The organism is Porphyromonas circumdentaria (assembly GCF_900167105.1).
GTDB classification, from domain to species: Bacteria; Bacteroidota; Bacteroidia; order Bacteroidales; family Porphyromonadaceae; genus Porphyromonas; species Porphyromonas circumdentaria.
Map to the genome: position 1 here is coordinate 92,982 of NZ_FUXE01000003.1, position 23,433 is coordinate 116,414.

The 23,433-nt window shown below is 41.8% G+C and carries 18 protein-coding genes; 1 reads left to right on the forward strand and 17 read right to left on the reverse strand.

Annotated features, from left to right (window positions below):
• The 8 genes from B5D06_RS01935 to aspS form a co-directional block, all read right to left on the reverse strand.
• On the reverse strand, positions 1-1,356 hold the full coding sequence (locus tag B5D06_RS01935) for a dipeptidase (RefSeq protein WP_078736341.1): 1,356 nt from the start codon (positions 1,354-1,356) through the stop codon (positions 1-3).
• A 59-nt stretch (positions 1,357-1,415) separates the two neighbouring features.
• Positions 1,416-4,661 (reverse strand): UvrD-helicase domain-containing protein, encoded by a 3,246-nt coding sequence (locus tag B5D06_RS01940; protein WP_078736342.1) that lies wholly within the window; start codon positions 4,659-4,661, stop codon positions 1,416-1,418.
• 13 nt (positions 4,662-4,674) lie between these two features.
• Complete coding sequence (gene pdxA, locus B5D06_RS01945; protein ID WP_078736343.1) at positions 4,675-5,784, reverse strand: 4-hydroxythreonine-4-phosphate dehydrogenase PdxA; 1,110 nt, start codon at positions 5,782-5,784, stop codon at positions 4,675-4,677.
• A gap of 16 nt (positions 5,785-5,800) precedes the next feature.
• Positions 5,801-6,874 carry a DUF4837 family protein gene (locus B5D06_RS01950; protein WP_078736344.1) on the reverse strand — a complete coding sequence of 358 codons (1,074 nt, stop codon included), beginning with the start codon at positions 6,872-6,874 and terminating at the stop codon, positions 5,801-5,803.
• 96 nt (positions 6,875-6,970) lie between these two features.
• Positions 6,971-8,362 (reverse strand): tRNA lysidine(34) synthetase TilS, encoded by a 1,392-nt coding sequence (gene tilS, locus B5D06_RS01955; protein WP_078736345.1) that lies wholly within the window; start codon positions 8,360-8,362, stop codon positions 6,971-6,973.
• 104 nt (positions 8,363-8,466) lie between these two features.
• The gene (locus tag B5D06_RS01960) at positions 8,467-9,234 is read right to left on the reverse strand and encodes a zinc ribbon domain-containing protein (RefSeq protein ID WP_078736346.1); all 768 of its coding nucleotides are present in this window, start codon (positions 9,232-9,234) and stop codon (positions 8,467-8,469) included.
• 10 nt (positions 9,235-9,244) lie between these two features.
• The gene (locus B5D06_RS01965; RefSeq protein ID WP_078736347.1) at positions 9,245-10,342 is read right to left on the reverse strand and encodes a Nif3-like dinuclear metal center hexameric protein; all 1,098 of its coding nucleotides are present in this window, start codon (positions 10,340-10,342) and stop codon (positions 9,245-9,247) included.
• A gap of 10 nt (positions 10,343-10,352) precedes the next feature.
• The gene (gene aspS, locus B5D06_RS01970; RefSeq protein WP_078736410.1) at positions 10,353-12,107 is read right to left on the reverse strand and encodes an aspartate--tRNA ligase; all 1,755 of its coding nucleotides are present in this window, start codon (positions 12,105-12,107) and stop codon (positions 10,353-10,355) included.
• 736 nt (positions 12,108-12,843) lie between these two features.
• Here aspS and metK point away from each other — a divergent pair.
• Positions 12,844-14,136: a methionine adenosyltransferase gene (gene metK, locus B5D06_RS01975; protein ID WP_078736348.1), complete on the forward strand. Its 1,293-nt coding sequence runs from the start codon at positions 12,844-12,846 to the stop codon at positions 14,134-14,136.
• Between the two features lie 90 nt (positions 14,137-14,226).
• Here the strand turns inward: metK and B5D06_RS01980 are convergent, their stop codons facing one another.
• From B5D06_RS01980 to B5D06_RS02020, 9 genes are all read right to left on the reverse strand, one after another.
• Positions 14,227-15,390: a glycerate kinase gene (locus B5D06_RS01980; RefSeq protein WP_078736349.1), complete on the reverse strand. Its 1,164-nt coding sequence runs from the start codon at positions 15,388-15,390 to the stop codon at positions 14,227-14,229.
• Between the two features lie 110 nt (positions 15,391-15,500).
• Complete coding sequence (locus B5D06_RS01985; RefSeq protein WP_078736350.1) at positions 15,501-16,208, reverse strand: phosphatase PAP2 family protein; 708 nt, start codon at positions 16,206-16,208, stop codon at positions 15,501-15,503.
• Between the two features lie 7 nt (positions 16,209-16,215).
• The gene (locus B5D06_RS01990; RefSeq protein WP_078736351.1) at positions 16,216-16,998 is read right to left on the reverse strand and encodes a tetratricopeptide repeat protein; all 783 of its coding nucleotides are present in this window, start codon (positions 16,996-16,998) and stop codon (positions 16,216-16,218) included.
• Positions 16,995-18,803 carry a BatD family protein gene (locus tag B5D06_RS01995; protein WP_143742571.1) on the reverse strand — a complete coding sequence of 603 codons (1,809 nt, stop codon included), beginning with the start codon at positions 18,801-18,803 and terminating at the stop codon, positions 16,995-16,997. Before B5D06_RS01995 ends, B5D06_RS01990 begins: the two co-directional genes overlap by 4 nt.
• Before the next feature lie 38 nt (positions 18,804-18,841).
• On the reverse strand, positions 18,842-19,528 hold the full coding sequence (locus tag B5D06_RS02000; RefSeq protein WP_078736353.1) for a tetratricopeptide repeat protein: 687 nt from the start codon (positions 19,526-19,528) through the stop codon (positions 18,842-18,844).
• A complete protein-coding gene (locus B5D06_RS02005; protein WP_078736354.1) occupies positions 19,528-20,544 on the reverse strand; it encodes a VWA domain-containing protein in 1,017 nt (338 codons plus the stop codon). Before B5D06_RS02005 ends, B5D06_RS02000 begins: the two co-directional genes overlap by 1 nt.
• Positions 20,545-20,562: 18 nt before the next feature.
• A complete protein-coding gene (locus B5D06_RS02010) occupies positions 20,563-21,540 on the reverse strand; it encodes a vWA domain-containing protein (protein ID WP_078736355.1) in 978 nt (325 codons plus the stop codon).
• Entirely contained in the window at positions 21,537-22,514 is a 978-nt protein-coding gene (locus B5D06_RS02015) for a hypothetical protein (protein ID WP_078736356.1), read from the reverse strand. The genes B5D06_RS02010 and B5D06_RS02015 overlap by 4 nt, the downstream gene beginning before the upstream one ends.
• A 4-nt stretch (positions 22,515-22,518) precedes the next feature.
• Positions 22,519-23,400 carry a DUF58 domain-containing protein gene (locus tag B5D06_RS02020; RefSeq protein WP_078736357.1) on the reverse strand — a complete coding sequence of 294 codons (882 nt, stop codon included), beginning with the start codon at positions 23,398-23,400 and terminating at the stop codon, positions 22,519-22,521.
• Between the last annotated feature and the right edge of the window lie 33 nt (positions 23,401-23,433).

A 23,433-nucleotide genomic window follows, 5' to 3' on the forward strand; every position in this document is an offset into this window, starting at 1 on the left:
TTATCTATAGAAACGATAGAATTCTGCCACAGCTTCTATACCAATGCGGAATAAGTCTAATGGAAAGTTTTCGTTGGGTGAATGGATAGCGTTACTCTCCAACCCGAAGCCCATTAAAACACTCTTTACTCCCAATATCTTCTCAAATTGTGCAATGATAGGGATACTTCCTCCTCGACGAATTGCCAAAGGGCGTTTTCCAAAAGCGACCTCACAAGCCTGCTCAGCTGCCTTGTATGCGGGAAGATCTATAGGACAGAGATAGGCTTCTCCGCCGTGCATAGGAGTAACTTTAACTCGTACATAGGGGGGGGCTATCTGCTTTACATAATCGACAAATAGCTGTGATATTTTAGAGTGATCTTGGTTGGCTACCAAACGTGTAGACACCTTGGCATACGCTTTTGATGGTAGTACGGTTTTGGCACCTTCTCCTGTATAACCACCCCAAATGCCACAAACGTCAAAGCTGGGGCGACAACTGTTCCGCTCCAACGTACTATACCCTGTCTCTCCAAACAGAGCATCTACATCGATTGCCTCTTTATATTTCTCTTCCGAGAAAGGAATCTGAGCAATCATTTCTCGTTCCTCTGTACTTAAGGGTACTATATCATCGTAGAAGTGGGGTATCGTAATACGTCCCTCTTGATCGACCATTTGAGCTATAATTTTTGAGAGTTCGTTGATAGGGTTAGCAACGGCTCCTCCAAAATGTCCCGAGTGAAGGTCTCTATTAGGTCCTGTAATTTCTATTTCCCAGTAAGCCAACCCTCTCAATCCAGTTGTCAATGTGGGAGTTTCTCTACTTACCATACTGGTGTCAGATACTAATATAGCATCGGCCTTGAGCATATCTTTGTACTTTTCGCAAAAAGTGCCCAAGTGAGTAGAGCCAATTTCTTCTTCTCCCTCGAAGATAATCTTCACATTACACTTCACTAAATCAAGTGCCAACGCCGTTTGCAAACCAGCCACCTGTATCATTGTTTGTCCCTTATCGTCATCAGCTCCGCGCGCCCAGATATGACCGTCACGAATAACAGGATCAAAAGGCTCGCTATTCCACAGCTCAAGAGGCTCAGCTGGCATTACATCATAATGTCCGTAGATGAGAATTGTTTTAGCTGTAGGACTGATCATTCGCTCTGCATATACAACAGGATTACCTGCAGTGGGATAGACCTCCGAACGATCCATACCTATTTTTTTAAAGTATTGGCACCAATGCTGAGCCATCCGCTCCATATCGGGTTTATGCTCGGTCTTAGAACTGATGCTGGGGATGCGAATAATCTCGAAAAGATCTTCTAAGAATCTTTGCTCGTTGGTCTGGATATATTCTTTAATTGTCATTTTGTATATAGATGTTTTTGTATTGCTTGCTTGTCAAAGATAACACATTATATTGGCTATTAATCTCTTTTTACAAAAGATATGAAAGAGCTTTTTTCTTCGAAATACCATAAGTACCCTTTTACATTTTTATATCCCATATTTTCCAATAAGGATATATATCGGGATACTTGCCTATTGTACTTCTTCTGTTGTTCTCCAAATTTGTAGTCTACAACTATAACCTCTTCATTGGGGAGTATGATAATACGGTCAGGACGATAGAAATTAATCTTTTGTGGAAGTAGTATATCCTGTTCATTAAGAATAGTAGTCTCGGGAGAAAACCATTGAGAAACCTCGGGTTTAGAGAGCTCTTCTTTTAAGCGACACTCCAACTCGTTGAGTTCTTTATCCAACAGTTTACCCTCATTAAGCATTTTCTTTAGAGCTTTGTCAATATTGTCTATTGTTTCTATACTACTTAGCACTTCGTGCATAATGGCTCCGTGTCGAATTGCTTCTGTCTCTCTAAAAGTATTTTTTGCCTTTAGGCGAACTGTTATGTAATTAGCTTGCCCCGTCTCTGTGCTTCTATGCGGATAAGATAACTGTTTTTCATTGAAAGAATGTTCCTCTTTTTTTTCTTGTACTGGTATAGGCATCAAAAACTCTTTTAAGTCGTAATGCTTAAAAACATGATTGAGTAAACTATCTAAAGAGTCTGAAACAATCTCTTTTTTATCCTCTTTTTCTTCGGGCAACCATAGTAGAAGACCTTTTTTAGCACGAGTCATTGCTACATAAAAGAGGTTGAGTTTATCAATTATCTCATCTGTTAGCTCTTGAAAATAGTTTCTAGCAAATAGGCTGTCAGACAATTGAGTAGAGCTTTTCTCTAGCGGGACTAATGATAAGTTAATGCCTAATTCGTTACGAATATCCTCGGGAATGGATGCCCAAATGAAAGAAAAAGAGTTGCGCATACCCGATAGAGACCAAGTAGGATAGGGTAGTAAAACGATGGGGAAACCAAGCCCCTTGGATTGGTGAATTGTAAGAAGCGTTATTGCCTCTACACCTTGCTCTTCGGGCAACTGGCTTTTACATCCTTTAGTATCCCACCAAGTTATAAATCCCGATATATCCGTTGGTTCTTCACAATGGAAATTATATACAAGGTCTAAAAAGTGAGTGATGTAGGGGGCCTCTTCGGGCGTTGTGATACCCTCTAAGAAATCAATAATTGTTACTACAAGATCGTATATAGTCAAGTAGGGCATGCGATTAAGTAGCTCTTGTACCATGTTTCTATAATCCTCCTCTGCAACTTCTCCCTTAGAAGAAAAACAGAGAGAGTAATAGTGCTCTCTTGTCAACTTGTACTGCTGTAAATTTTTAGAATTGGCAAGAGAGCGAAGAAGATTGACAACAAGCCGAACGGAACTTGAATTGGTCGTTAATAAAGCCCTGGCAGAAATAAATTTGAGTTTTTGCTCCTTTTCTGGATGTTGGTCTATATACTTTAATAAGCATTCGGCTACTTGGGCGATCTCGTCATTCTTGTTGGCAAGAATAGCAATATCTTTGGGGGCATACCCTTTCTCCTCTATGAGGGAGAGCACTACTTCGGGGATACTTCGTTTGTCTTCACAATCAGTTGGAGTCTCTTCTTTTTTGTTATAAAAAAGCACCTCTACTCCCCCCTGAAAAGAGCAGTTTTTGGGAGGAATTAATTGTTGGGTAGTAGCATAACAATCCGTTATATTGGTCGTTACATCATCGGCAGGAGCATAGTTTTCATAGTCTGACTTCTCAAAGATCAATTTACTGTGCTCTACTTTTTCTTTTAAGAAGTTTGAAACAATTTTAGGTAGTAGGTCAAATAGTCTATTATTAAAAAGGACGATCTCTTGACAACTACGCCAATTGTACTCGAGTACGTGACTTTTGAAGTAGGAAGGGAAGTCTCTTTGCAGATCTTGCCCTAAAATGGAACGATCGCAGTTGCGAAACTTGTAAATACTCTGCTTTATATCCCCAACGATAAGGTTGTCTTTGCCCGAAGCGAGAGTATTCTCGAGTAGAGGGCGCAAATTTTCGTATTGCAAGCGAGCCGTATCTTGAAACTCATCAAGCATAAGGTGGTGCAAGGCATTACCCAATCTTTCATAGATAAAAGGCGCAGAAGCTCCCTCTATGATACGATGAATAAAGTGCTGGGAGTTGCCCAATAGCATTGTATTTTGCTCTTGTCCCAACTGGTACATAGTCTGATTTATATCACTCAGCGTACCGAGTTTAGAGAGATGTTTTAGAATAATACTTGCTGTTCGTCGCTGTACATGAAGCCTTATGAGGGATTGGTTGCACTCTCTCAATCCTCCCTCGATAATACGACAGTAGGATGCATAAAGGGCTTCATTTTTACGAATCGCATCTGTTATGTATTCGGCATAATCTTCCGAAGTATCTATTCTAAGAAAAGTGTCGGTTAGAGAAGGGACTACGTCGGGACGGCTTACAATCTTGGTATATATAGAGAGTGGGGAGCGACCTTTTCCCTTAAAAGAAGTAGGGTCGAGACCCTCTTGTTGCATAATAGCGATCGCTTCTTGGGCGATGTGTAGCCGTTTTTGATCGCACAGAGATAGGAAGAGGGATAGAGCTTTTCGAGCCTCTCGTATCTGTGCTTTCGTCGGAAAGCCTTCTGTATTTATTGCTCTGAGGGGCATCTCCTTAAAAAGTTCCCTTCCCAAACGCATCAAGGTTTTGGTCAAATCGTGCCCCTGCCCTTCTTCGATTGTCTCTTCGGAGAGTTCGGTTATCCAATGCCTTAGGTCTTCATATCCTGCTGCATGGAGGCTATGTAATAGGAGTAGTATAGATTGATAGAGCCACAACTCTGCGTCCATCTCTATCTTGTAATTGCCTGAGTAGTTGAGTTCGTAGGCAAATGTGCGGATTATCTCTTGAAAAAAAGAATCGATTGTTTTCACCTTAAAAGAAGAATAATCTCCCAATAAGGCTAAAAGCATTTTCCAAGACTTCGCACGTATATCCTCCTCGCTAAGCTCTAATTCGGCCGATAATTCGACCAACAACCCCTGCTCTTGATTTCCAAAACAAAGTTGAAAGAGAGCCTCTACGATGCGTTCTTTCATTTCGTTGGTAGCTTTATTGGTAAAAGTCATAGCGACAATGCGCTTAAACTCTTCCTCGGGAGCTACAAGAGCAAAGGCGAGATACTCACGTGTCAGTGTGTAGGTTTTGCCAGCTCCAGCAGAAGCTGTATACACATTTAAAAGAGGGAACTCTTTAGACACTTTGATATACCTTCTAATCTTGATGTTCGATTGCCTCTATGCTTTCATTGTCTTGTCCTCGCTCTGAATAGAGTTTGCGCAGAGGATTACGACGAGCATAGTCAAATCTATGTCGGTTGCGTATTGTGTCGATAGCTACATAAATGGCTTGGCGTAAAGATTCTTCAGAGGCTTTCCCCTGACCCGCAATGTCAAATCCAGTGCCATGGTCGGGAGAAGTGCGAACAATGGGAAGACCAGCCGTAAAATTCACGCCTTCATCCATAAATAGAGCTTTGAAAGGAGCCAATCCCTGGTCATGGTACAAAGAGAGGATGGCATCGTACTTAGAAAGCTCCGCTGAACCCCAAAAACCATCTGCAGCAAAGGGACCAAAGGCCAATAATCTCTCTTCTTCCAGAGCTCTCCTGATAGCGGGGGCTATTATCTCTTCCTCCTCTTTTCCAATAAGTCCATTATCGCCACAGTGAGGGTTTAATCCCAAAACAGCAATCCTCGGTTTAGAGATATTGAAATCTCTCTGCAAAGATTGCTCTATATCTTTTAGTTTGGAAATAATCAAATCTTGATTAATATTCTCGGGGACCTCTTTAATGGGCAAATGCGTGGTAGCTAAGGCAACTCGCACCTCGTCTTTCATTAAAATCATGAGAGGCTTTTTTCCCTCTTCAAGCCCACAACGGTCTCCCAAAAAGTCCGTATGTCCTTTATAAGGGAAGAGTTCTTGAGGCATGACAGACTTATTAATGGGGGCTGTTACAAGAGCATCAATCCTTTTCTCCAATGCATGTTTTGTAGCCAGATCTAAAGCCTGATAGGCGGAATTTCCAGCCACCTCGGAGGGCACTCCAATATCTACCTTAACTTCGTCCGAAACGCACGAAAGTATGTTAACCTCTCCCTCCACGGCCTCCTCGGGTAGAGATATTCTATTCCAGGGAGTAGTGTCCATCTTTAATACTTTACGCCAGTAGCTTGCTACTTTCGGAGAGCCGTATATGATGGGAGTATAAAACTCGCACATATCGCTATTGGCAAAAATGCGGAGTAATAATTCGTAGTTAATACCATTGATATCCCCATGGGTAATACCAATGCGAGGTCTATATGTCTTTTTTTCCATTTTATCTAAAGTCTCTTTACTCTGCTTCTGACCACCAAATACCCTTGATAGCTTCTATATCAAACGCTTCCTGACTTACAGGTCTAAAAGAGAAAAGCGTAGCTTGTATACGGCGTATCAACTCCCGTTTGTTTTCGTTGGGATGATATACAAATCCCTCGATGTAATACATAGCTTTTTCCTCTGGTACCGTTAGTACATGAGCGACGAAAGGACCCGCCATAGCCGAAGAACCGCTTGTTTCCCATAATCCCTTTAGCTCTCTAATGATGGTGCCATTAGGCATTTTTATGAGACGATGCTTGGTGCTCCCCTCTGTGGTGGTCATATAGCTGTCTGGGGTTGCTCCTGGGATGTTTTTGCCTAATACACTGTCTCGTATTTGTAGCAGTCTCTCCTTTGAAAAATCTTCCCCTCCATTATAAGGATGCTTATATATGACTACATCTGTACGCTTAGAATAGGCATTATTGGAAAGCCACAAGAAATTCTCTCCCTTTTTGTAAGATTGAATATCCTCGGGCAAGTTGATATGGTAACCAAATAATTCCTTGCTGTAAGAGTCTGCTTTGGTACTGAAAGATTTTTTCCAAAGCTCGGCATACCTATATAGTTCATGACGCAGTAGTAAGTTGCGTACCATACCGCCCTTATGCTCTGCTAATGTTTTTAAGGAGTCCTTAGAGGGCACTTGTATAACGATTACCAATTGCCCTTTGGCCCACTCGTCATAACTGTATTTCACGGCATTGTGAGAATATATTGCCCCATCATTTTGTACAATTACAATATTGCGAGTATTGCGCAGAAAATCTTCAAAATTGTGCGTGGCAACGGTTTGTACTTTCATCCACGGCTCTATCTGGGGTAGGGCAGTAACCTCTTCCTGTAGCATTTCTTTTACTATTTCGCCCGATATAGAGGAGAGCAAATCTTCGTCCATAACGAGAAGCAACTCCCCAGGACTTCCACTTGCAGAGTTAAAGGTATTACTCCCCCCCTTACAAGAAAAGAAAAGTGATGAGAAGAGCCCAAGAAATAGGGCGTAGAGCACTGTGTTTCTTTTTGTTATATGTAATTTCACATTCATACGATATAGATTTATACAAAAGATTTATCCTTTTCCTCCAAAGTTAGCACTTTTATCTATTGTACTATACGCTTTGGAACTCTAAAATGTCGAACTCTAAACGACCTCAAGCACTAATATCTGAGTTGTTGTTTCCTTAACTAGCAGAGCATCTGTACGAGTATAGGGCATTAGCCATAGAGGAATAGCCTCGAGTGTCAAAAGAGGAACTCTCTTTCTTTCTCTCTCGGTTAGTTTCTGCTCTCGGAGTATTTTTTTTATCTCTTTCTGTCCTCGCAGTCCTAAGGGTCTTATCTTACTACTCAACTCGGGAAGAGCCAAGTGCAAAGAGAGTGTACCCTGCGGAGGAAAGCTATACGCACTAACGTCAATTAGGGCTATGTTTTTACCTTTTTGAACAGGAGCTTGCTCACAAAAAGTGTATCGTATTGTTCCATAGGGTGTATTGCACTCTCCAGAACGCTCTGTCAGTTCCAGTGTTAAAGGAGGAATGCTTTGAAAAGTATCCTCTCTTGAGGATATAAAGATCCTTCCATAGGAGCGGGTTACCTGATGAGTAGGCGAGTAGATCGTTGCCGACTCTTTTTCTGTAAGTCGATAGGCAAATTTCTCTAATTCGTTACGGGTAAATCCCTTTGAGGAGAGTATTTCGTGTAAAATAGCAAGAGGAGCTTGAGAGGTGGCTATAGGTTCGCACAAATATACTTCTGTAGTCTCATCTTTGCTCGCTATGTACGCCTCTTGTAGGATGCTCTCTACTCTCTGAATATATAGCTCTTGTACCTCTCGCAGATTTTCAAAAAGGCGTTGAGTCGCCTCTAAAAAGTTGGGGTTTAGATGGTCAAAGTGGGGTAGGATAGAGTGCCTTATATAGTTGCGACGAATAGAGGTATCTTGATTGGTGTGATCTATGCAATACTTTTCTCCCAATACTTCGAGGAAGCTGTATATGTGTTTGGGATCAATTTCCAAAAAAGGTCTGATGATATTGTCTCTTCTAATTGGAATCCCTTTTAATCCTTTGATGCCCGACCCAAGGGCTATATTGCCCAGTAATGTCTCTACATTATCCTGTAAGTGATGTGCTACGGCAATTTTCTTAATGGAATGCTTTTTTATCTCCTCTTGGAAAGCAGTATACCGAAGATTACGAGCGGCCATCTCTATGGAGATTTTTTCTCGCTCTGCATGGAGCTTAGTGTCGAAACTACACACAGAGAGCGGGATAGAGTAGCGCGCACAAAGAGCTTTACAAAAAGAGGCATCTTGATTGCTATCTTCTCCACGTAAGTGAAAGTTACAATGCAAGGCCACACATGGGTAGCCACATATAGATAGGGAGATTAATAGAGCGACCGAGTCGGCTCCTCCACTTAGCCCAACAAGCACCTTTTCGTTGGGTGTAAGTAAAGAGTGTTTTTCTATGGTCTCTTTTACCTTCTTAATAAGAGGGTGGTGATAAACAGTAGTGTCTACTCTTCGTATCATTACTCAGGAATAATATTCTGCCTAAAAAGAAAAATTCTTTGCAGTTGGGACCTCCCAGCATACAAAGAATTTTATGTAGATAGTAATAAACTGCAACGAATCTATTAAGCGTTTTCCATCAAATCTGGATCAATAATAATGCGACCACAATACTCGCAGATAGTAATCTTTTTACAGAGCTTTATCTCTAATTGGTGCTGGGGAGGAATACGGTTAAAGCAACCACCACAGGCATCTCTGTCAATAGGTACTACGGCAAGACCATTGCGAGCTCCACTACGAATACGCATAAAACCAGAAAGCAAGCGAGGGTCGTCAATATCCTTTTCAAGCTCTGCAGCTTGGGCGCGAAGTCTTTCCTCCTCCTCATGTGTTTCTTTGATGATATCGTCAAGCTCGGCTTTCTTTGCTTTTAAGTCTTCCGAACGCAAATCATACAACTCCTTCAATGCGTTTATATCTGCCTTGCGTGTTTGTAACTCAGCTGTATACTCACGTATTTTCTTTTCGGAATACTCAACCTCCAACTCTTGATACTCGATCTCTTTTGATAAGTTGTCGTACTCTCTATTGTTACGTACTCTATCCAACTGCGCACGATACTTCTCTAAAAGCTCTCGAGATTGAGCAATCTTTGTTTTTTCTGCCGTAACAGATTGTGTTAAACTTTTAGCAGAAGCTGTATAGTTTTCAAGTCTTGTATGAATACCTACCAGTTCATCTTCTATGTGTTGTACCTCTATAGGAAGCTCCCCTCGCAAGGTTTCTATCTTATCTATACGGGAGAGGGTCATTTGTAAACGGGCTACTGCTTTCAGTCTTTCTGCAATCTGTTGCTCTTCGTTTTGAGGTGTCGTCTGTTTATTAGGCATATCTAAATGGTTATAAGTAGTTAACCGGATTAAAATCACTCTTTGCTATCCGAACTACAAAGTTAGCAAAATTCGCCAATATGTTCTCTTCACAAAAAGAACAAAATATGGATTCACTCTCAAAATGCCCTATGGTGGCCAGTAGAATCTGCCCTTGAGCATCGAGAAAATCGTTATACTTAGCCTCTCCCGTAATATAGGCATCTGCTCCAGAGGCTATGGCATTGGAGAGGAAACTACCGCCGCTTCCCCCACACAGGGCTATTCTTTTTATCTTTTTGCATAAAGGTTGGGAATAAGCAACACGCTCTACTTTTTCAAAATCTTTCAAGCAAGCCAGTAAATCCTTTTCACTGATGGGTTCAATAAGTTCTCCTACGATACCCGTACCCACGTGTGGATTTTTATTAGCAAGAGGTATGATGTCAAAAGCAGGCTCTTCGTAGGGATGAGCCTCGTATAGTGCCTTGAGAACGGCAGATAGATGCTCTTGAGGCACAAGTACTTGGAGGGCAAATTCATCGCTTCGATGAATTTCGCCTACTATTCCCGAATAGGGGTTGGCTCCCTCTAAGGGGCGAAAACTTCCAATTCCCGAGGTCCTGAAAGAACAGTGGTCATAGGCCCCCAAACGACCCGCTCCCGAGAGCGAAAGTGCTCTTTCTACCCCCTCCAAAGCCTCTGGAGGAAGCATCACAACCAATTTATACAACTGTCCTGACAAAGGGACCAAAGAACGTGTGTGTTGTAACCCTAATCGATCGGCTAAAAGTCGGTTGATACCCAAGGAGGCGTTATCCACACTGGTATGAGCGGCGTAAATGGCAATATCATGCTTGATGGCCAAGGCTACTACCCGCTCTTGATAGGTGTGTGTAGATACTCTCTTTAGTGGATGAAACAGAATAGGATGATGCGTAATCAAAAGATTAGCCCCGCAGGCTATTGCCTCTTGGACCGTACTCTCTGTTGTTTCTACCGCCAACAAGACTCCTTGACACTCCTTCTCGGGGTCTCCTACCTGCCAACCACTATTGTCCCACCTCTCTTGTAAGGAAAGAGGGGCTACACGCTCAATAGAGGCAATGATATCTCTATGTAAAGGCATCCGAAAAGGATTATTGAGTAATAGGTTTAATTTGAATGCTAAGCTCGTCCAATTGCTCTTGGTCAATCTTAGAAGGTGCCTCTATCATAACATCACGCCCTGCGTTGTTTTTAGGGAAGGCAATACAGTCTCTAATGGAGTCTAACCCTGCCATAATAGCGACCCACCTGTCCAGTCCGAAAGCAACACCTCCATGAGGGGGAGCTCCGTACTTAAAGGCATTCATAAGGAAGCCAAATTGTTCCTCGGCTTTCTCTGGGGTAAAGCCCAAGACTTCAAACATTTTGTGTTGTAGCTCCGAATCGTGAATACGAATAGAGCCGCCGCCGACTTCCACACCATTGATAACCATATCGTAAGCATTGGCACGAACCGACTTGGGATCTTTATCCAAGAGGGCAATATCCTCTTCCTTGGGAGAAGTGAAAGGGTGGTGCATAGCGTAAAAACGTTGGGTCTCTTCGTCCCACTCCAAGAGAGGGAAGTCCACCACCCATAGACACTCAAATCGATTAGGGTCTCTCAAATTCAGCTCGTCTCCCATATGTAGACGCAGTGTACCGAGCTGCTTTTGAGTAGTTTCTCGCTCTCCCATTAGCACAAGTAGCATATCTCCGGCTTCTGCCTTTGTAGAGAGGGCTATCGCTTTCAAATCTTCGGGTGTAAAAAACTTGTCAATACTACTCTTGAAAGAGCCATCGGCATTGTACTTTATCCATACCAACCCTTTGGCACCGACTTGCGGACGCTTAACAAAATCCGTAAGGGCATCGATTTGCTTACGAGTATATTCGCTTGCTTGGGGTACAACAATCGCTCCCACGTAAGGAGCTTCTTCCATCAAAGACATACCCTTACCGTGGCAAAGGTCTGTTATTTCATTGATTTCCATCCCGAAGCGAATGTCTGGCTTATCGCATCCGTATTTGCTCATGGCCTCATGCCAAGTCATGCGTCTAAAGGGAGTGGGAATAGATATGTTTCTGATTTTACTGAAAAGCTCCACGGCAAGCCCCTCGAAAACCTCAAGTACGTCATTTTGTTTGACGAAGCTCATTTCGCAGTCTATCTGAGTAAACTCGGGTTGTCTGTCGGCTCTCAAGTCTTCGTCGCGAAAGCATTTCACAATCTGAAAGTATCGATCCATGCCTGCTACCATAAGGAGCTGTTTGAATGTTTGAGGAGACTGAGGGAGGGCATAAAACTCTCCTTGATTCATACGAGAGGGGACCACAAAGTCTCTCGCACCCTCAGGGGTAGACTTTATGAGCATGGGAGTTTCTATCTCTAAGAAGTTCAAACTATCGAGATAGTTACGAGTTATGAGAGCCATACGATGGCGCAACTCTATATTGCTTCTTACAGGGGTACGACGCAGGTCGAGATAACGATATTTCATGCGAAGCTCATCTCCTCCATCAGAAACATCTTCTATGGTAAAAGGAGGGGTCTCTGATGGGTTCAATAAAGAGCAATCGGTTACTTCTATTTCGATATCACCCGTAGGGATACGATTGTTTTTGGAGGATCGCTCACGTACAACGCCAGTAGCCTGCAATACGCACTCTCGTCCCAATTGATCCACAACCTTATCCAACTCGGGGTGGTTGGAGTCGAAAACAAGTTGGGTAATACCATACCTGTCACGAAGATCGATGAAAGTCATAGCCCCCATACGACGAATTTTACTCACCCATCCTGCAAGAGTGACCTTTTTGTCAATATCCTTAATTCGGAGTTCTCCGCATGTATTTGTTCTGTACATTGTCAATTTGTTTTTGATATTTATAGTTACAAAAGTACACAAAGAATGGTTACGCAAGGGAGGCATACCCTCAAAGTATTTATTATTTCTTTTCATCTTGTACTATCGGGTGTATCTTGGGCTTTTGAAAGGAGAAAAGTTTGCATATAAGCAGATGGAAGTTTACACAGAAGGAAAGTTGAGTTTGCATAGGAGGGAATGAAAGTTTAGACAGGACCTTTTTAGACCTTTGTCAAACCTTTGTCTCCATATAAAATGTAATTAGCTATTCTATACGCCCTTGTGATATATTTTCATCTGCTCTTTTCGGAAGTTCTATTCAACTTCGAGAGTATGAAGCTACAGCGAGAGAAGATCATTTCTATTAAGAGGGGATGAAAAGAGTGCTTAAAACGAGGATACTGCTTCTACAAAGAATGTTTTTGCAAGAAGCATATTGCATTTTACAGAATAATAGCTACCTTTGCGGTGAACAGTTCAGAGAAGAATTGTTACTGTGGACGGATTTGTAAAGCTTGCAACCACAAGAAAAAATGCTAAAACTTTCTCCCTAACAGCAGAAAGCAATGCACTTGCCTTTCTTCCATTAAAGGCTTATTCTTGAAACGGTGCTCTCGTTAACCCGAGCTTGTTCTTTACAACTTCTACAAATGTTCTCTCTGATGTTGCCTCCTCTTCTTTGAAAGAAAGTGGAGTCTACTGTTCCTTATAAACATTAGATTGATAGAAGTTATTTATGAGTTATTTATTTACATCTGAATCTGTTTCAGAAGGGCACCCAGACAAAGTGTGCGATCAAATTTCGGATGCAGTAGTAGACTATCTTTTAGCTGCAGACCCCCACTCAAAGGTAGCTTGTGAGTCTCTTGCAACTCGTGGGCAAGTTGTAGTTGCAGGGGAGGTAAGAAGTAATGCATTCGTCGATATTGATTCTGTAGTGCGCGATGTAGTACGTCGTATAGGATATACAAAGTCGAACTATGGATTTGATGCCGAGAGTTGCGGTGTTTTATCTGCTATTCACGATCAAAGTCAGGATATTAACCGAGGAGTAGATCGTACCTCTCCCGAGGAGCAGGGGGCGGGAGATCAAGGTATGATGTTTGGTTATGCTACCAATGAAACACCTGATTATATGCCTCTTCCCGTAGCTCTTTCGCACTCTATTTTGAAAGAGTTGTCCAATATACGGAAGAGCACTCCCTCTTTGATGCCTTATTTGCGTCCTGATGCCAAGAGCCAAGTAACAGTCGAGTATAGCGATGACCACAAACCCCTCAAGGTGCATACAATAGTCGTATCTACGCAACACGACGAATTTATTACGCCATCTACAGGCTCTTTTGCTACTCAAGAAGAGGCCGACGAGGCGATGAGAAGCAAGATAGAGCAGGATATCCGCACCATTGTTTTGCCACGTATAGAGGCAATGTATGGAGAGCAATATAAATCTCTCTTTGCCGATGGCTATCGTCTTTTTGTGAATCCGACTGGAAAATTTGTTATCGGAGGGCCTGCAGGAGATACAGGACTAACGGGACGCAAGATTATAGTAGACACCTACGGGGGACGTAGTAGTCATGGGGGAGGAGCTTTCTCGGGTAAAGACCCTTCAAAGGTAGACCGTTCCGCAGCCTATGCTGCTCGCCATATCGCAAAGAACTTAGTCGCAGCAGGAGTGGCAGAAGAGGTGAAAGTACAAATTGCTTATGCTATCGGGGTGGCAGAGCCTGTTAGTGTCAATATAGATACCAACGGAACTTCTCATGTATCCCTTCCCGATGGAGAAATTGCACAAAAGGTAGCAGAGATTTTTGACCTGCGCCCCTATGCTATCGAGCAACGATTAGGTTTACGACAACCCATCTATCAAGAGACTGCTTCGTATGGACACTTTGGGCGTACGCCAGAGAAAGTAACCAAGCGATTTGACTATTTCCATAACAAAACTGTAGAAGTAGAGGTGGAACTCTTTACTTGGGAAAAGCTCGACTATGTAGAGCGAGTGAAAGAGGCTTTTGGCTTATAATAGCCCCCTAATAGAGTATCAAAAAAGAACCTCTCCTATTGCGTTAGGGGAGGTTCTTTCGTATAAAGTGGTTTTGTGAAATAATCTCTTTTAATGCTTTTGGGTGGTGTTAAAACTTAATAGACGGCATACTTGCTCTGCTGTACGTCGGAGATTATCTCGTGTGTAGATGGGATTTATCGCCTGCTTTAAGTCAACAGGAGAGGGAAGTATCGAAAAAACTCCGAGAAATCCAGCTCTGTTTAGTTCTTCTGTCGCTTCTATACTTCCCGCCAATAGTACCACGGGGATTTGCTGCTTCATACTTTCATAGAGTACCCCCAAGGGAACCTTGCCCATGAGAGTTTGCCGATCGGCCTTTCCCTCACCCGTGAGAATTAAGTCGGCATCTTGTATCTTTTCCGAGAAGTGCAATGCATCTAATAGGAGATCTATACCTGGTTTAAGTTCTGCTTTGAGAAATGCCAGTAGTGCTCCACCCATTCCCCCTGCAGCACCAGCACCAGGAACCGAAGCAATATCCTTGCCGCTATATTGGCGTATTACCTTAACCAGATGTTGCATAGAAGCCTCTAATTGAGTTACCATATCTTGATTTGCTCCTTTCTGAGGGGCAAAGGCATGTGTAGCACCTTCTGGACCGCAGAAAGGATTGCGCACATCGCAAGCAACGGTAAAACGCGAATTACTTAGAGCTGAGTGTACCAAAGAACAGTCGATATGATAAACCTCAGAGAGCAAAGCTCCGCATAAAGGCGAGGAGCCTCCAACTTCTTTTCCCTCCCGATTATAGAACCGAAAGCCCAATGCTTGTAGCATTCCTAAACCTGCATCGTTGGTAGCACTTCCGCCAAGCCCGATGATAAACTTCCGACATCCTTGCGTCAAGGCGTCTTTAATCAGCTCTCCTGTGCCGAAAGAAGTCGTTTGCATCGGGTTTCTTCTCCCCTCAGGCACTAAGGGAAGCCCACTGATACTTGCCATTTCGATGAAAGCTGTCTCTCCATCTCCCGATATACCATAAGACGTTTCTTGCAGTTCCATTAAAGGAGAGTAAGCTTTCAAAACGATACGTTGCCCGTGAGTAGCGGTTATGAGTACATCTTGCATACCTTCACCCCCATCGGCAATGGGCATTACAACGATTTCTGCGTTCGGTAGGAAGTTACGAACGCCCGCTGCCACCGCCTCTCCTGCATCTATGGAAGAGAGACAACCCTTGAAAGAGTCAATAGCTATAACCACTTTCTTCATACCATTTCTAATTATTTATGGCAGATAGCCGAGAAAGCAACAATGCTGCAAGTGATAAAGCAGACTCTTAATGTAATAAAGAGGGAGCTGCATTCACAATTTTATCCTCCTCACCCATAATACCCAATCCGAATAAGTGCCTTGCTCATCTCCAATGAAAAGGCGACCATAAAAAATAGGTACCCCAATACAATGGTGCGCCAAACAGCAATGTTATTTTGAAAAACTTTGTGGGGTAGACTTGCCTTTGACTTGCCCAAAACTTTAGAGCGAGAGAAGATATAAAGACGATAAAAGAGATAGCCCAATAGCAGGCCGATTATAGCCCCTGGTATAATGTCCGATAGGAAGTGAACTCCTAAATAAACACGACTGTAAGCCACCAATGTTGCCAATAGGAATACTATAAGCGTGTACCATCTATCCCTAAAAGAAAGTGCCGTAAATAGCGCAATAGCAAAGAAATTGGCGGCGTGCCCCGACACAAAGCTGAATCCCCATCCTAAATCTTTATAAACATTCATAACAGCCTCTTTTGTGTAAGGATGATAGGCTGGACGAAGACGCCCAAATAGAGGCTTGATAAAGGAGGAGACCATTTGGTCACAAACTATGTGCATCAATACCGCAACAATAATGAATAAAATAGCTTCTTTGGGAGATCGCTTATAGAATACCCACAATATGAGTGCTATAACCACCGCTGTCCATGTCCATCGAGCAGAAATGAGGTACATGAAGGCATCCAAAAAAGGAGTGTGAAAGTTGTTTAGGGACAAAAAGAGTTCTCTTTCCCACAAGATTAATTGATCCAACATATAGAAACTATTTAATGGTAAAAGGATAAACCGTTTCGATAGACGCTCTTTTAAGCCATCCCAATTTATCATCGGGCAGTAGTATAGCTATCCACTTTTGGTCAGAAGAAGTATCTACAATATTTATTTTAGTTCCCTCATAAAGGGTATTCAACAAGGGGCTTTCTTCATTCGGAGAAGTTTTTACAGCCACCTTCCCCTCTAATACAATTGCCTCATAAGGGTCTTTATACTGCTTGTATATAGTATACAGCAAAGTCTGAGCAGTAATAAAAAGGCATAAAGAGACAAGTGCTGTATAGAATCCGATTTGTCGATGGAGGCGTTGGGGAGCTAATAGGAAAAAAGCTCCGCCCGCCAAACACAAAGTCGCAAGAAGGAAAGATAGTATGATGAATAATTGTACCGGAAAGACTTGAAATATATTGTCCCTTATGGACTGGAGGTAGGGAGTGGAGTAGTCTATAGATTTTACGACTTGGTTATTGGCTACTTTCAGGCTATGCCTTGTCTCTTTGTTTTGGGGAGCAATCCGTACTGCTCTTTCGTAGTTAAGTATGGCACGTCCCAGCTCTCCTTGGCGATAATACGTATTGGCAATGTTGTAAAAAAGAGTGGCATCACTTATCGATGGCTCGCTCGAAAGGATCTTTTTATAGCACTCCATAGCCAAAGTATACTCTTTGTTATCGTAATGCTGCTGTGCCTTTTGCATTAAATTTTCCGTTCCCTTTACTCCGTAAAAAGGCAAGAAAAAAAGAAGGGCAGTAATTAAAAAGGTCTGTTTCATTTCTTTGACTCTATGGTTTCTATCACAGTCTTCGTACGCTCAAGTAGCGAAGAGGGTGAGAGGTCTATCCCTGTGGGAGCATAGCGACTGTATTCCACCTGTTGTATAACCTCTAAAAATTCTTCAATAACCTCTTCGGAACAATTGGTCGCCTTAAGCTTCTCTCGGATGTTTATGGTACTCAAATGACTGGTGGGGATCTGAAATTTGTCGGAGAGATAGGTGTGTACGCTCGATAATAAAGAAGCATAGAAGCTACTATTCTCTTCTTTTCCTATCTCTTTTTCCAAGTTTCTCAGGCGTTGCATCGTACTTTTTGCAGCTTTTCTACATTTTGTGCCTGCGACGTCTTCAAGCGATTTACGATACCGCTTGTAGCCCCAACCCCCTATAAAAGCTATGGAGAGTGGTATCAAATAGAAAAGCCAGTAGAATGGAGAGTAGAGAAATTGTGTCAAGCTCTTATTGTAAAAAGGCTTCTTCTGGAGAGGAGCAATATCTTTTTCCAAAGAGAGAGAGAGAGAGCTTTCTTTTTCTTCGTAGGCAAGGGCAGAGCCTTTTTTCACGGAAAAAGATATTTCTTGGGTTTGTTCTGTAACATATCTCTTTTTCGCAGGGTCAAAATAAACCAATGAAAGGGATGGGATAGAGTAGTTACCCGTATTACGAGGGTTTATTTGGTACTCTATAACTCTTTGCCCTTTTATTCCATCAGTTGAGGCCGCAATATCGTACTGAGAAGATTGGTCTAAGATTTCAAAACTTTCGGGGAGCTTTAGCGTAGGAGGGGTTAATAGCTTCAAATTACCTTTTCCCGCTATTGTTACTCTCATTCTAAAGGGTTCATCTGTTTTTACCTTATCTCCATCGGGAAGTTCTGCTTTGATAGAGAAAGAGCCAACACCTCCACCAAAGTTTTCTGGTGTAGGTTGTGGTAAATCAAGTACCTTGATTTTGACCTTTGGAGTTAACATCTTCTTACGGTCGGTAGGGGTAGAGGAGGTATCAAAGAACTCATCTTCGTTTTCAATACTCTTTTCTAAAGCTACTATCAAATTTATCTCTCCCTCTGGAATGGTTAGCTCGCCTGAACGTTGAGGCATAATCACAGACTGTCTAATGATAGCTGTATAGTAGTTTTGACCATTATAATGCTCCATAGCAAGTTGGCTTTGAAGTGGAGTTTTTATCTCTTCCTCTACAAAACCATCATACTCGGGAAACTTAGACTGCTCAAACTCAAAGCGATTGCTTCGAGCATATATTTTATAAGAAACCAATATGCCCTCTTGTAGATAAACTGTTGTATGGCCAGGAATAGTTCTAATAAAAAAAGAAGATGAGGAGCGGGACTGCTTCTTTAACTCCTTCTCTTGAGGTAAGACTTTAATAAAAAGGGGAGAGGTTTTATAGACTTTCCCTTTTGCCTGTACTTGTGCGCTACCTATATGAATAGTGCCGACTTTCTCTGCAAGATAGGTGCCTGTATAGATGGTAGAGGGTTTGCCATTGAACTCTCTCTCTGTCATTGCTTTTGACGGAGGGTATAGAGTGGACACTCCCTCGACTTCTGGATCTTTGAAGTTACTCCCTTTAGCATTGGTTAGTACGAATCGTACGGTTATCTTATCAGAGAGGGTTACACTGTTTGGAGCCTCTATTTTGAAAGCTATTTGCCCCCAAGAAAAAGAGGGCAAGGAGTGTAAGAGAAACATAGAGAAGAGTACGATAAGGAGTATTTGTAATCTCATCTTTTTACAAACGGACGGAGAGGTAAAAACATACATAACAGACTTTTTACTCATACTATACTTGAAGCTTTTTCCCAACGAGGTAAAAAATATCACCAACGCTTTTTATCCTTATCGTCTTCTGATTCTTGCTGAGAGCGTTGAAGTTCTTCATATTTCCGGCGCGTATTCTCCTCGTCACTTTGGTACGAATCTAATATTTTCTTCGCGGTTTCAGCATCTATTGTCTCTCTTTTCTTGGGTTTTTCTTCGGAGTTTTTCTTTTCTTCTTGCTTGTTTTTCTGCTCACTATTAGACTGATTACTGGATTGCAAAACATCGTTTTGGGTGCTTTGCGACTGATTTTTCGGTAGCTGTTTAAGAGCTAAAGTAAGATTGTAACGTGTCTCGTTATCGGTAGGATTTAATCGAAGGGATTGTTTGTAGCTCTCTACCGCTGGGGCATATTGTTTGAGTTTTAATTGAGCATTACCAATGTTGTGGAATAACTGAGAGGTTTCCAGTTGACTTTCAATATTTTTAGGATTAATGGATCCATATACTTCCAAAGCATCTTTATATTTTCCCTGTTCATATAGAGCATTACCCAATCCGTATCGAATAGCGACTTCGGAAGAATCTTGTATAAAGGCCTTTCGAAAAAAACTCTCTGCTTGTGCATATTCCTTTCTTTCCATAGCCTTATACCCTTTTCTAAGAAGTATACGAGAGGTCTCTTGTCCATGGAGGAGAAAAGGAACAAGCAAAAGAATTACTAAGAAGAACGATTTAATATGCATCAGTTAAATAACTTGATTCGTCCAAAGAAACGATTTTTACGAGGTAATATAACCTCCATAATAACCAAGAAGAGTAGGGCGGCAAAAGCAAACCACCCGAAAAGTTCGTGTTTGTTTTCTGTATAATTCGTAACCACTGCTTGAGGTAGTTTCTTAAGCTCTTCGTGTATTTTCGACGCAAGTGCCGAAGCATTACTACCCTGTACAAAAGCTCCCTCTCCTGCGGTTGCTAACTCTTGACACATTTTGAAGTTTGCTTTTGTTATTACCTGTTCTCCCGTTTCATCCAGTATGTATTCATTGGCTTTAGGGAGGGGGATGGAAGCCCCTTCAGACGATCCTATGGCTGATACATATACTTTTATTCCCTGAGATGCTGCCTTTTGAGCCATTTCAAGAGCATTAGTATCATGAGTTTCTCCATCTGTAAGGATAATAATAGCTTTACCAACATCTTTGCGACTTGAGAAAGAGGGTATTGCTATATCTATAGCGGAGCCTATGGCGGTACCTTGATTGGAGATTATTTCTGTATCTGCATCTTGAATGAAAGATTTGATCATGCTCAAATCAGAGGTCAGAGGGAGTTGAGTATATGCCGAGCCCGCAAAAACAATCAATCCTATTTTGCTTTTATTTAGTTTGTCGGCAAGTTTTACACAACTTGTTTTGGCAAAAGAGAGACGATTGGGGGCAATATCTTCTGCAAGCATAGAGTTTGATATGTCGAGAGCAATAATCGCTTCTATACCTCTTTCCTCTAAAGGCTTTTCACTCTTCTCTATCTGTTGCGGACGAGCCAACATCATGATTGTGGAGGTTATGGAGAGCAACAATAATAGGTGGCGTACCCATATCCTTTTAACAGAAGCGTCTGGCTTAACAAGAGCCCAAAAGGCTCTCTCGGCATAGCGTTGTTGCTGCCTCTTACGGATATATTTATCCATAACCTCAACTCCCAAAAGAAGTAGAAAGAGCAGCAAAAGCCAAAGATATTCTGGAGCAGCGAAGTACATACTTTATTACAACAGAGATTATGGATTAATTCTTAAAAGCGTATTGCGCAGTACAAGTGAGATTATAAGGGTTATGAGAGCCAGTATACCCCAGATTTGATATAGCTCCTCATAAGCTTTGAAATTCATTGTCATCAACCGACTTTTTTCGAGACGATCAATCTCTTTATAGATATTCTCAAGCCCCTCGTTATCCTGAGCTCTAAAAAAGTTTCCTCCTGTGATTTCTGCAATCTCTTTGAGAGAATTTTCATCAATATCGACTTTTACATAGTCGGTGACGACGCCAAAGTTCGTTTGTCGAGGATAGGGAGCTTCTCCTTTTGTCCCGACAGCAACGGTGTATATACGTATACCCAAAGTTTTAGCAATCGATGCTGCCATTTGAGGTGCAATCCCTCCTCGGTTATTCGTTCCATCTGTAAGAAGAACTATAATTTGACTTTTTGTGGGGCTTGCTTTGAGGCGATTACAAGCTGTGGATATCCCCAATCCTATTGCCGTACCATCCTCTAATATCCCCATGCGTACACTTTCTAACCTTTTCAATAGGGTTGCATGATCCGTAGTAAGAGGGCATTGAGTAAAACTCTCCCCCGCAAATACGACCAATCCTATATTGTCGTTGGGACGATTGGCAATGAATTTTTTGGCCACCTCTATGGCTGCCGTAAATCGATTCGGTTGCAAATCCATTGCAAGCATACTGCCAGATGCATCTATAGAGAGAACTATATCTATCCCCTCTATGGAGTCTTTTTGCCAATTATTCGTGTTTTGTGGACGAGCAAAGGCTATAACCAAAAATAGTAAAGCAAGCATGTTGAGAGCAAAAGGGAGATGTCTTAAATAGGAAATCAAACCTCCTCCCTCCAATCTGTAATATGCCGATAGTCTTAAACTGGGGTACCGCTTTTTATGAGTTAAAACATAAAAAAGGATGAGTACAGGTATAAGAAGGAGTAACCATAGTAAACGTGGATAGAGAAAGTTCATTGATCAGCCCCCCTTTTCTTTTCAGTCTCTTTTCTTCTCTCTTCTTGACTATAAAGAGCCTCCATAAAATGTAATACTCTTTCATAATCATCATAACACTCTGTAAGTTCTATGCTCTCGTTGGCAAACTTTCCCAAGTTACTATGTTCTATGAACTTATACAATTCATATTCTTTTAGTAAAGTGTCATAAGGCTTCTCTTGAAGTGTCTTTAAGAGAAGCTGAGAGGTCATTTCCATAGAATTTATCTGTAGTAAGTCAAATAGGAAAGCTCTCAGTAGCATATTCAACTCTGTGTAATAACGCTCTATAAAACCCTTGCTGGGCAACTCCTTTTCTTTGAGTACTTCCATCTTTTTACGGAAATGCTCTATAATAGTTACGGCAGGAAGAGGCTCTTTTTTCTTTTGAATATTACGCCGTTGGATATAATATCGGTATAGGAAAAAGCTGGTTACAAGCAGCCCTAAAATGGCGATTGCTAATATCCAAAAACGTAGTAAAATAAAAATATCCCACAATGTATAGGAGCGTGACCACTCTTTTTTTAGTCCGAAAAATTCTTCAGGATGCTCCATATCCACTTCTGGCAAATTGACTTTTAGGTAGAGTGGAGTGGAGTAGATTTCTTGCTCGCCGACACGTACCCCAAAGGTAGGAAGAGCAATGAGGGTTGAGTCAAAGGAGGTAAGCACCATCTCTGCCGACAACTCTTTAAGTGTTCCTTCTAAATGAACTGTATCGATAACTCTAAACGAAAGAGCTTCTGCCCTGTGAATAGCGCTGTCTGGAGGAATAATGAGATAGGTGTTGTCTATATCGTCTGTTCGGATTTTCAATCGTACCAAAGCCTGCTCTCCAATTTGAATTTCGGCTGGTTCGATACGAGTTGTTATACCGATGTTTTGCCCATGAAGAACACAAGCAGAGAGAAAAAAAGCAATTGACAATACAAATTGGCAATATGTTTGCATATCTCTAACGATGCGAAAATATTCTAAGAAGAGGCTTAACAAAATCTTCTCCCGTAAAGACCTCTGCATAAGTTATACCATAGAGCTTCATCATATTACGACGTTCTTCACGCACTTTTATATATTGCTCTTCGTAGGATTGTCTAACCTTACGAGAAGAAGTATTTACCCATATCTTTTGGGCTGTTTCTGTGTCTCTAAACTGTACCAATCCCATTCGGGGAAGTGTTTGCTCTCTTCTGTCTGTAACAACTATAGCTATGAGGTCATGTCGGCGAGCTGTTAGACGTAATTCATTACGATACAATTCGCTGTCTCCATTGGTCATAAAGTCACTTATAAAAAATGTGGTAGCTCTTTTTTTTAATAGCTTGTTGAGTACAGATAGAGCCTCTTCTATCTTTGTTGTACTACCTGTCGGTGTAAAGTGTAGTATCTCCCTTATTATATAAAGGATATGCTTCTTTCCCTTTCCTGGGGGGATATATTTTTCTACGGTATCTGTAAAAAGCAATACACCAACCTTGTCATTATTTTCGATAGCAGAGAATGCCAGTGTGGCAGCGATCTCAGCAACTAATTCTTTTTTTGTTTCTCCGATAGTACCGAAGCCAATGCTGCCGGACATGTCAATGGCAAGCATAACGGTAAGTTCTCTTTCTTCCTCAAAAATCTTTACGTAGGGAGTGTTGTAGCGAGCTGTTACATTCCAATCAATATCTCTGACATCATCTCCTATGGCATAGCTACGTACTTCACTAAAGGTCATTCCTTTCCCCTTAAAAGCGGTATGGTATTCTCCCGCAAAGAGTTCTTGGCTCAAACCACGAGCTTTTATCTCTATGCGTCGTACTTGAGAAAGTATACCACTTGTATTAAGAAGCATCGAATAATAATACTTTTAGGTTAGCAATTATTG

What these genes read in the sequence shown, in the direction of transcription:
- B5D06_RS02005 (WP_078736354.1), bottom strand. Translation starts at nt 20,544, where the DNA reads ATGTACTTCGCTGCTCCAGAATATCTTTGGCTTTTGCTGCTCTTTCTA.
- B5D06_RS01980 (WP_078736349.1), bottom strand. Translation starts at nt 15,390, where the DNA reads ATGAAGAAAGTGGTTATAGCTATTGACTCTTTCAAGGGTTGTCTCTCT.
- B5D06_RS01935 (WP_078736341.1), bottom strand. Translation starts at nt 1,356, where the DNA reads ATGACAATTAAAGAATATATCCAGACCAACGAGCAAAGATTCTTAGAA.
- B5D06_RS02000 (WP_078736353.1), bottom strand. Translation starts at nt 19,528, where the DNA reads ATGCATATTAAATCGTTCTTCTTAGTAATTCTTTTGCTTGTTCCTTTT.
- aspS (WP_078736410.1), bottom strand. Translation starts at nt 12,107, where the DNA reads ATGTACAGAACAAATACATGCGGAGAACTCCGAATTAAGGATATTGAC.
- B5D06_RS01995 (WP_143742571.1), bottom strand. Translation starts at nt 18,803, where the DNA reads ATGAGTAAAAAGTCTGTTATGTATGTTTTTACCTCTCCGTCCGTTTGT.
- B5D06_RS02015 (WP_078736356.1), bottom strand. Translation starts at nt 22,514, where the DNA reads ATGCAAACATATTGCCAATTTGTATTGTCAATTGCTTTTTTTCTCTCT.
- B5D06_RS01965 (WP_078736347.1), bottom strand. Translation starts at nt 10,342, where the DNA reads ATGCCTTTACATAGAGATATCATTGCCTCTATTGAGCGTGTAGCCCCT.
- B5D06_RS01960 (WP_078736346.1), bottom strand. Translation starts at nt 9,234, where the DNA reads ATGCCTAATAAACAGACGACACCTCAAAACGAAGAGCAACAGATTGCA.
- B5D06_RS01990 (WP_078736351.1), bottom strand. Translation starts at nt 16,998, where the DNA reads ATGAAACAGACCTTTTTAATTACTGCCCTTCTTTTTTTCTTGCCTTTT.
- tilS (WP_078736345.1), bottom strand. Translation starts at nt 8,362, where the DNA reads ATGATACGAAGAGTAGACACTACTGTTTATCACCACCCTCTTATTAAG.
- B5D06_RS02010 (WP_078736355.1), bottom strand. Translation starts at nt 21,540, where the DNA reads ATGAACTTTCTCTATCCACGTTTACTATGGTTACTCCTTCTTATACCT.
- B5D06_RS02020 (WP_078736357.1), bottom strand. Translation starts at nt 23,400, where the DNA reads ATGCTTCTTAATACAAGTGGTATACTTTCTCAAGTACGACGCATAGAG.
- B5D06_RS01985 (WP_078736350.1), bottom strand. Translation starts at nt 16,208, where the DNA reads ATGTTGGATCAATTAATCTTGTGGGAAAGAGAACTCTTTTTGTCCCTA.
- metK (WP_078736348.1), top strand. Translation starts at nt 12,844, where the DNA reads ATGAGTTATTTATTTACATCTGAATCTGTTTCAGAAGGGCACCCAGAC.
- B5D06_RS01950 (WP_078736344.1), bottom strand. Translation starts at nt 6,874, where the DNA reads ATGAATGTGAAATTACATATAACAAAAAGAAACACAGTGCTCTACGCC.
- pdxA (WP_078736343.1), bottom strand. Translation starts at nt 5,784, where the DNA reads ATGGAAAAAAAGACATATAGACCTCGCATTGGTATTACCCATGGGGAT.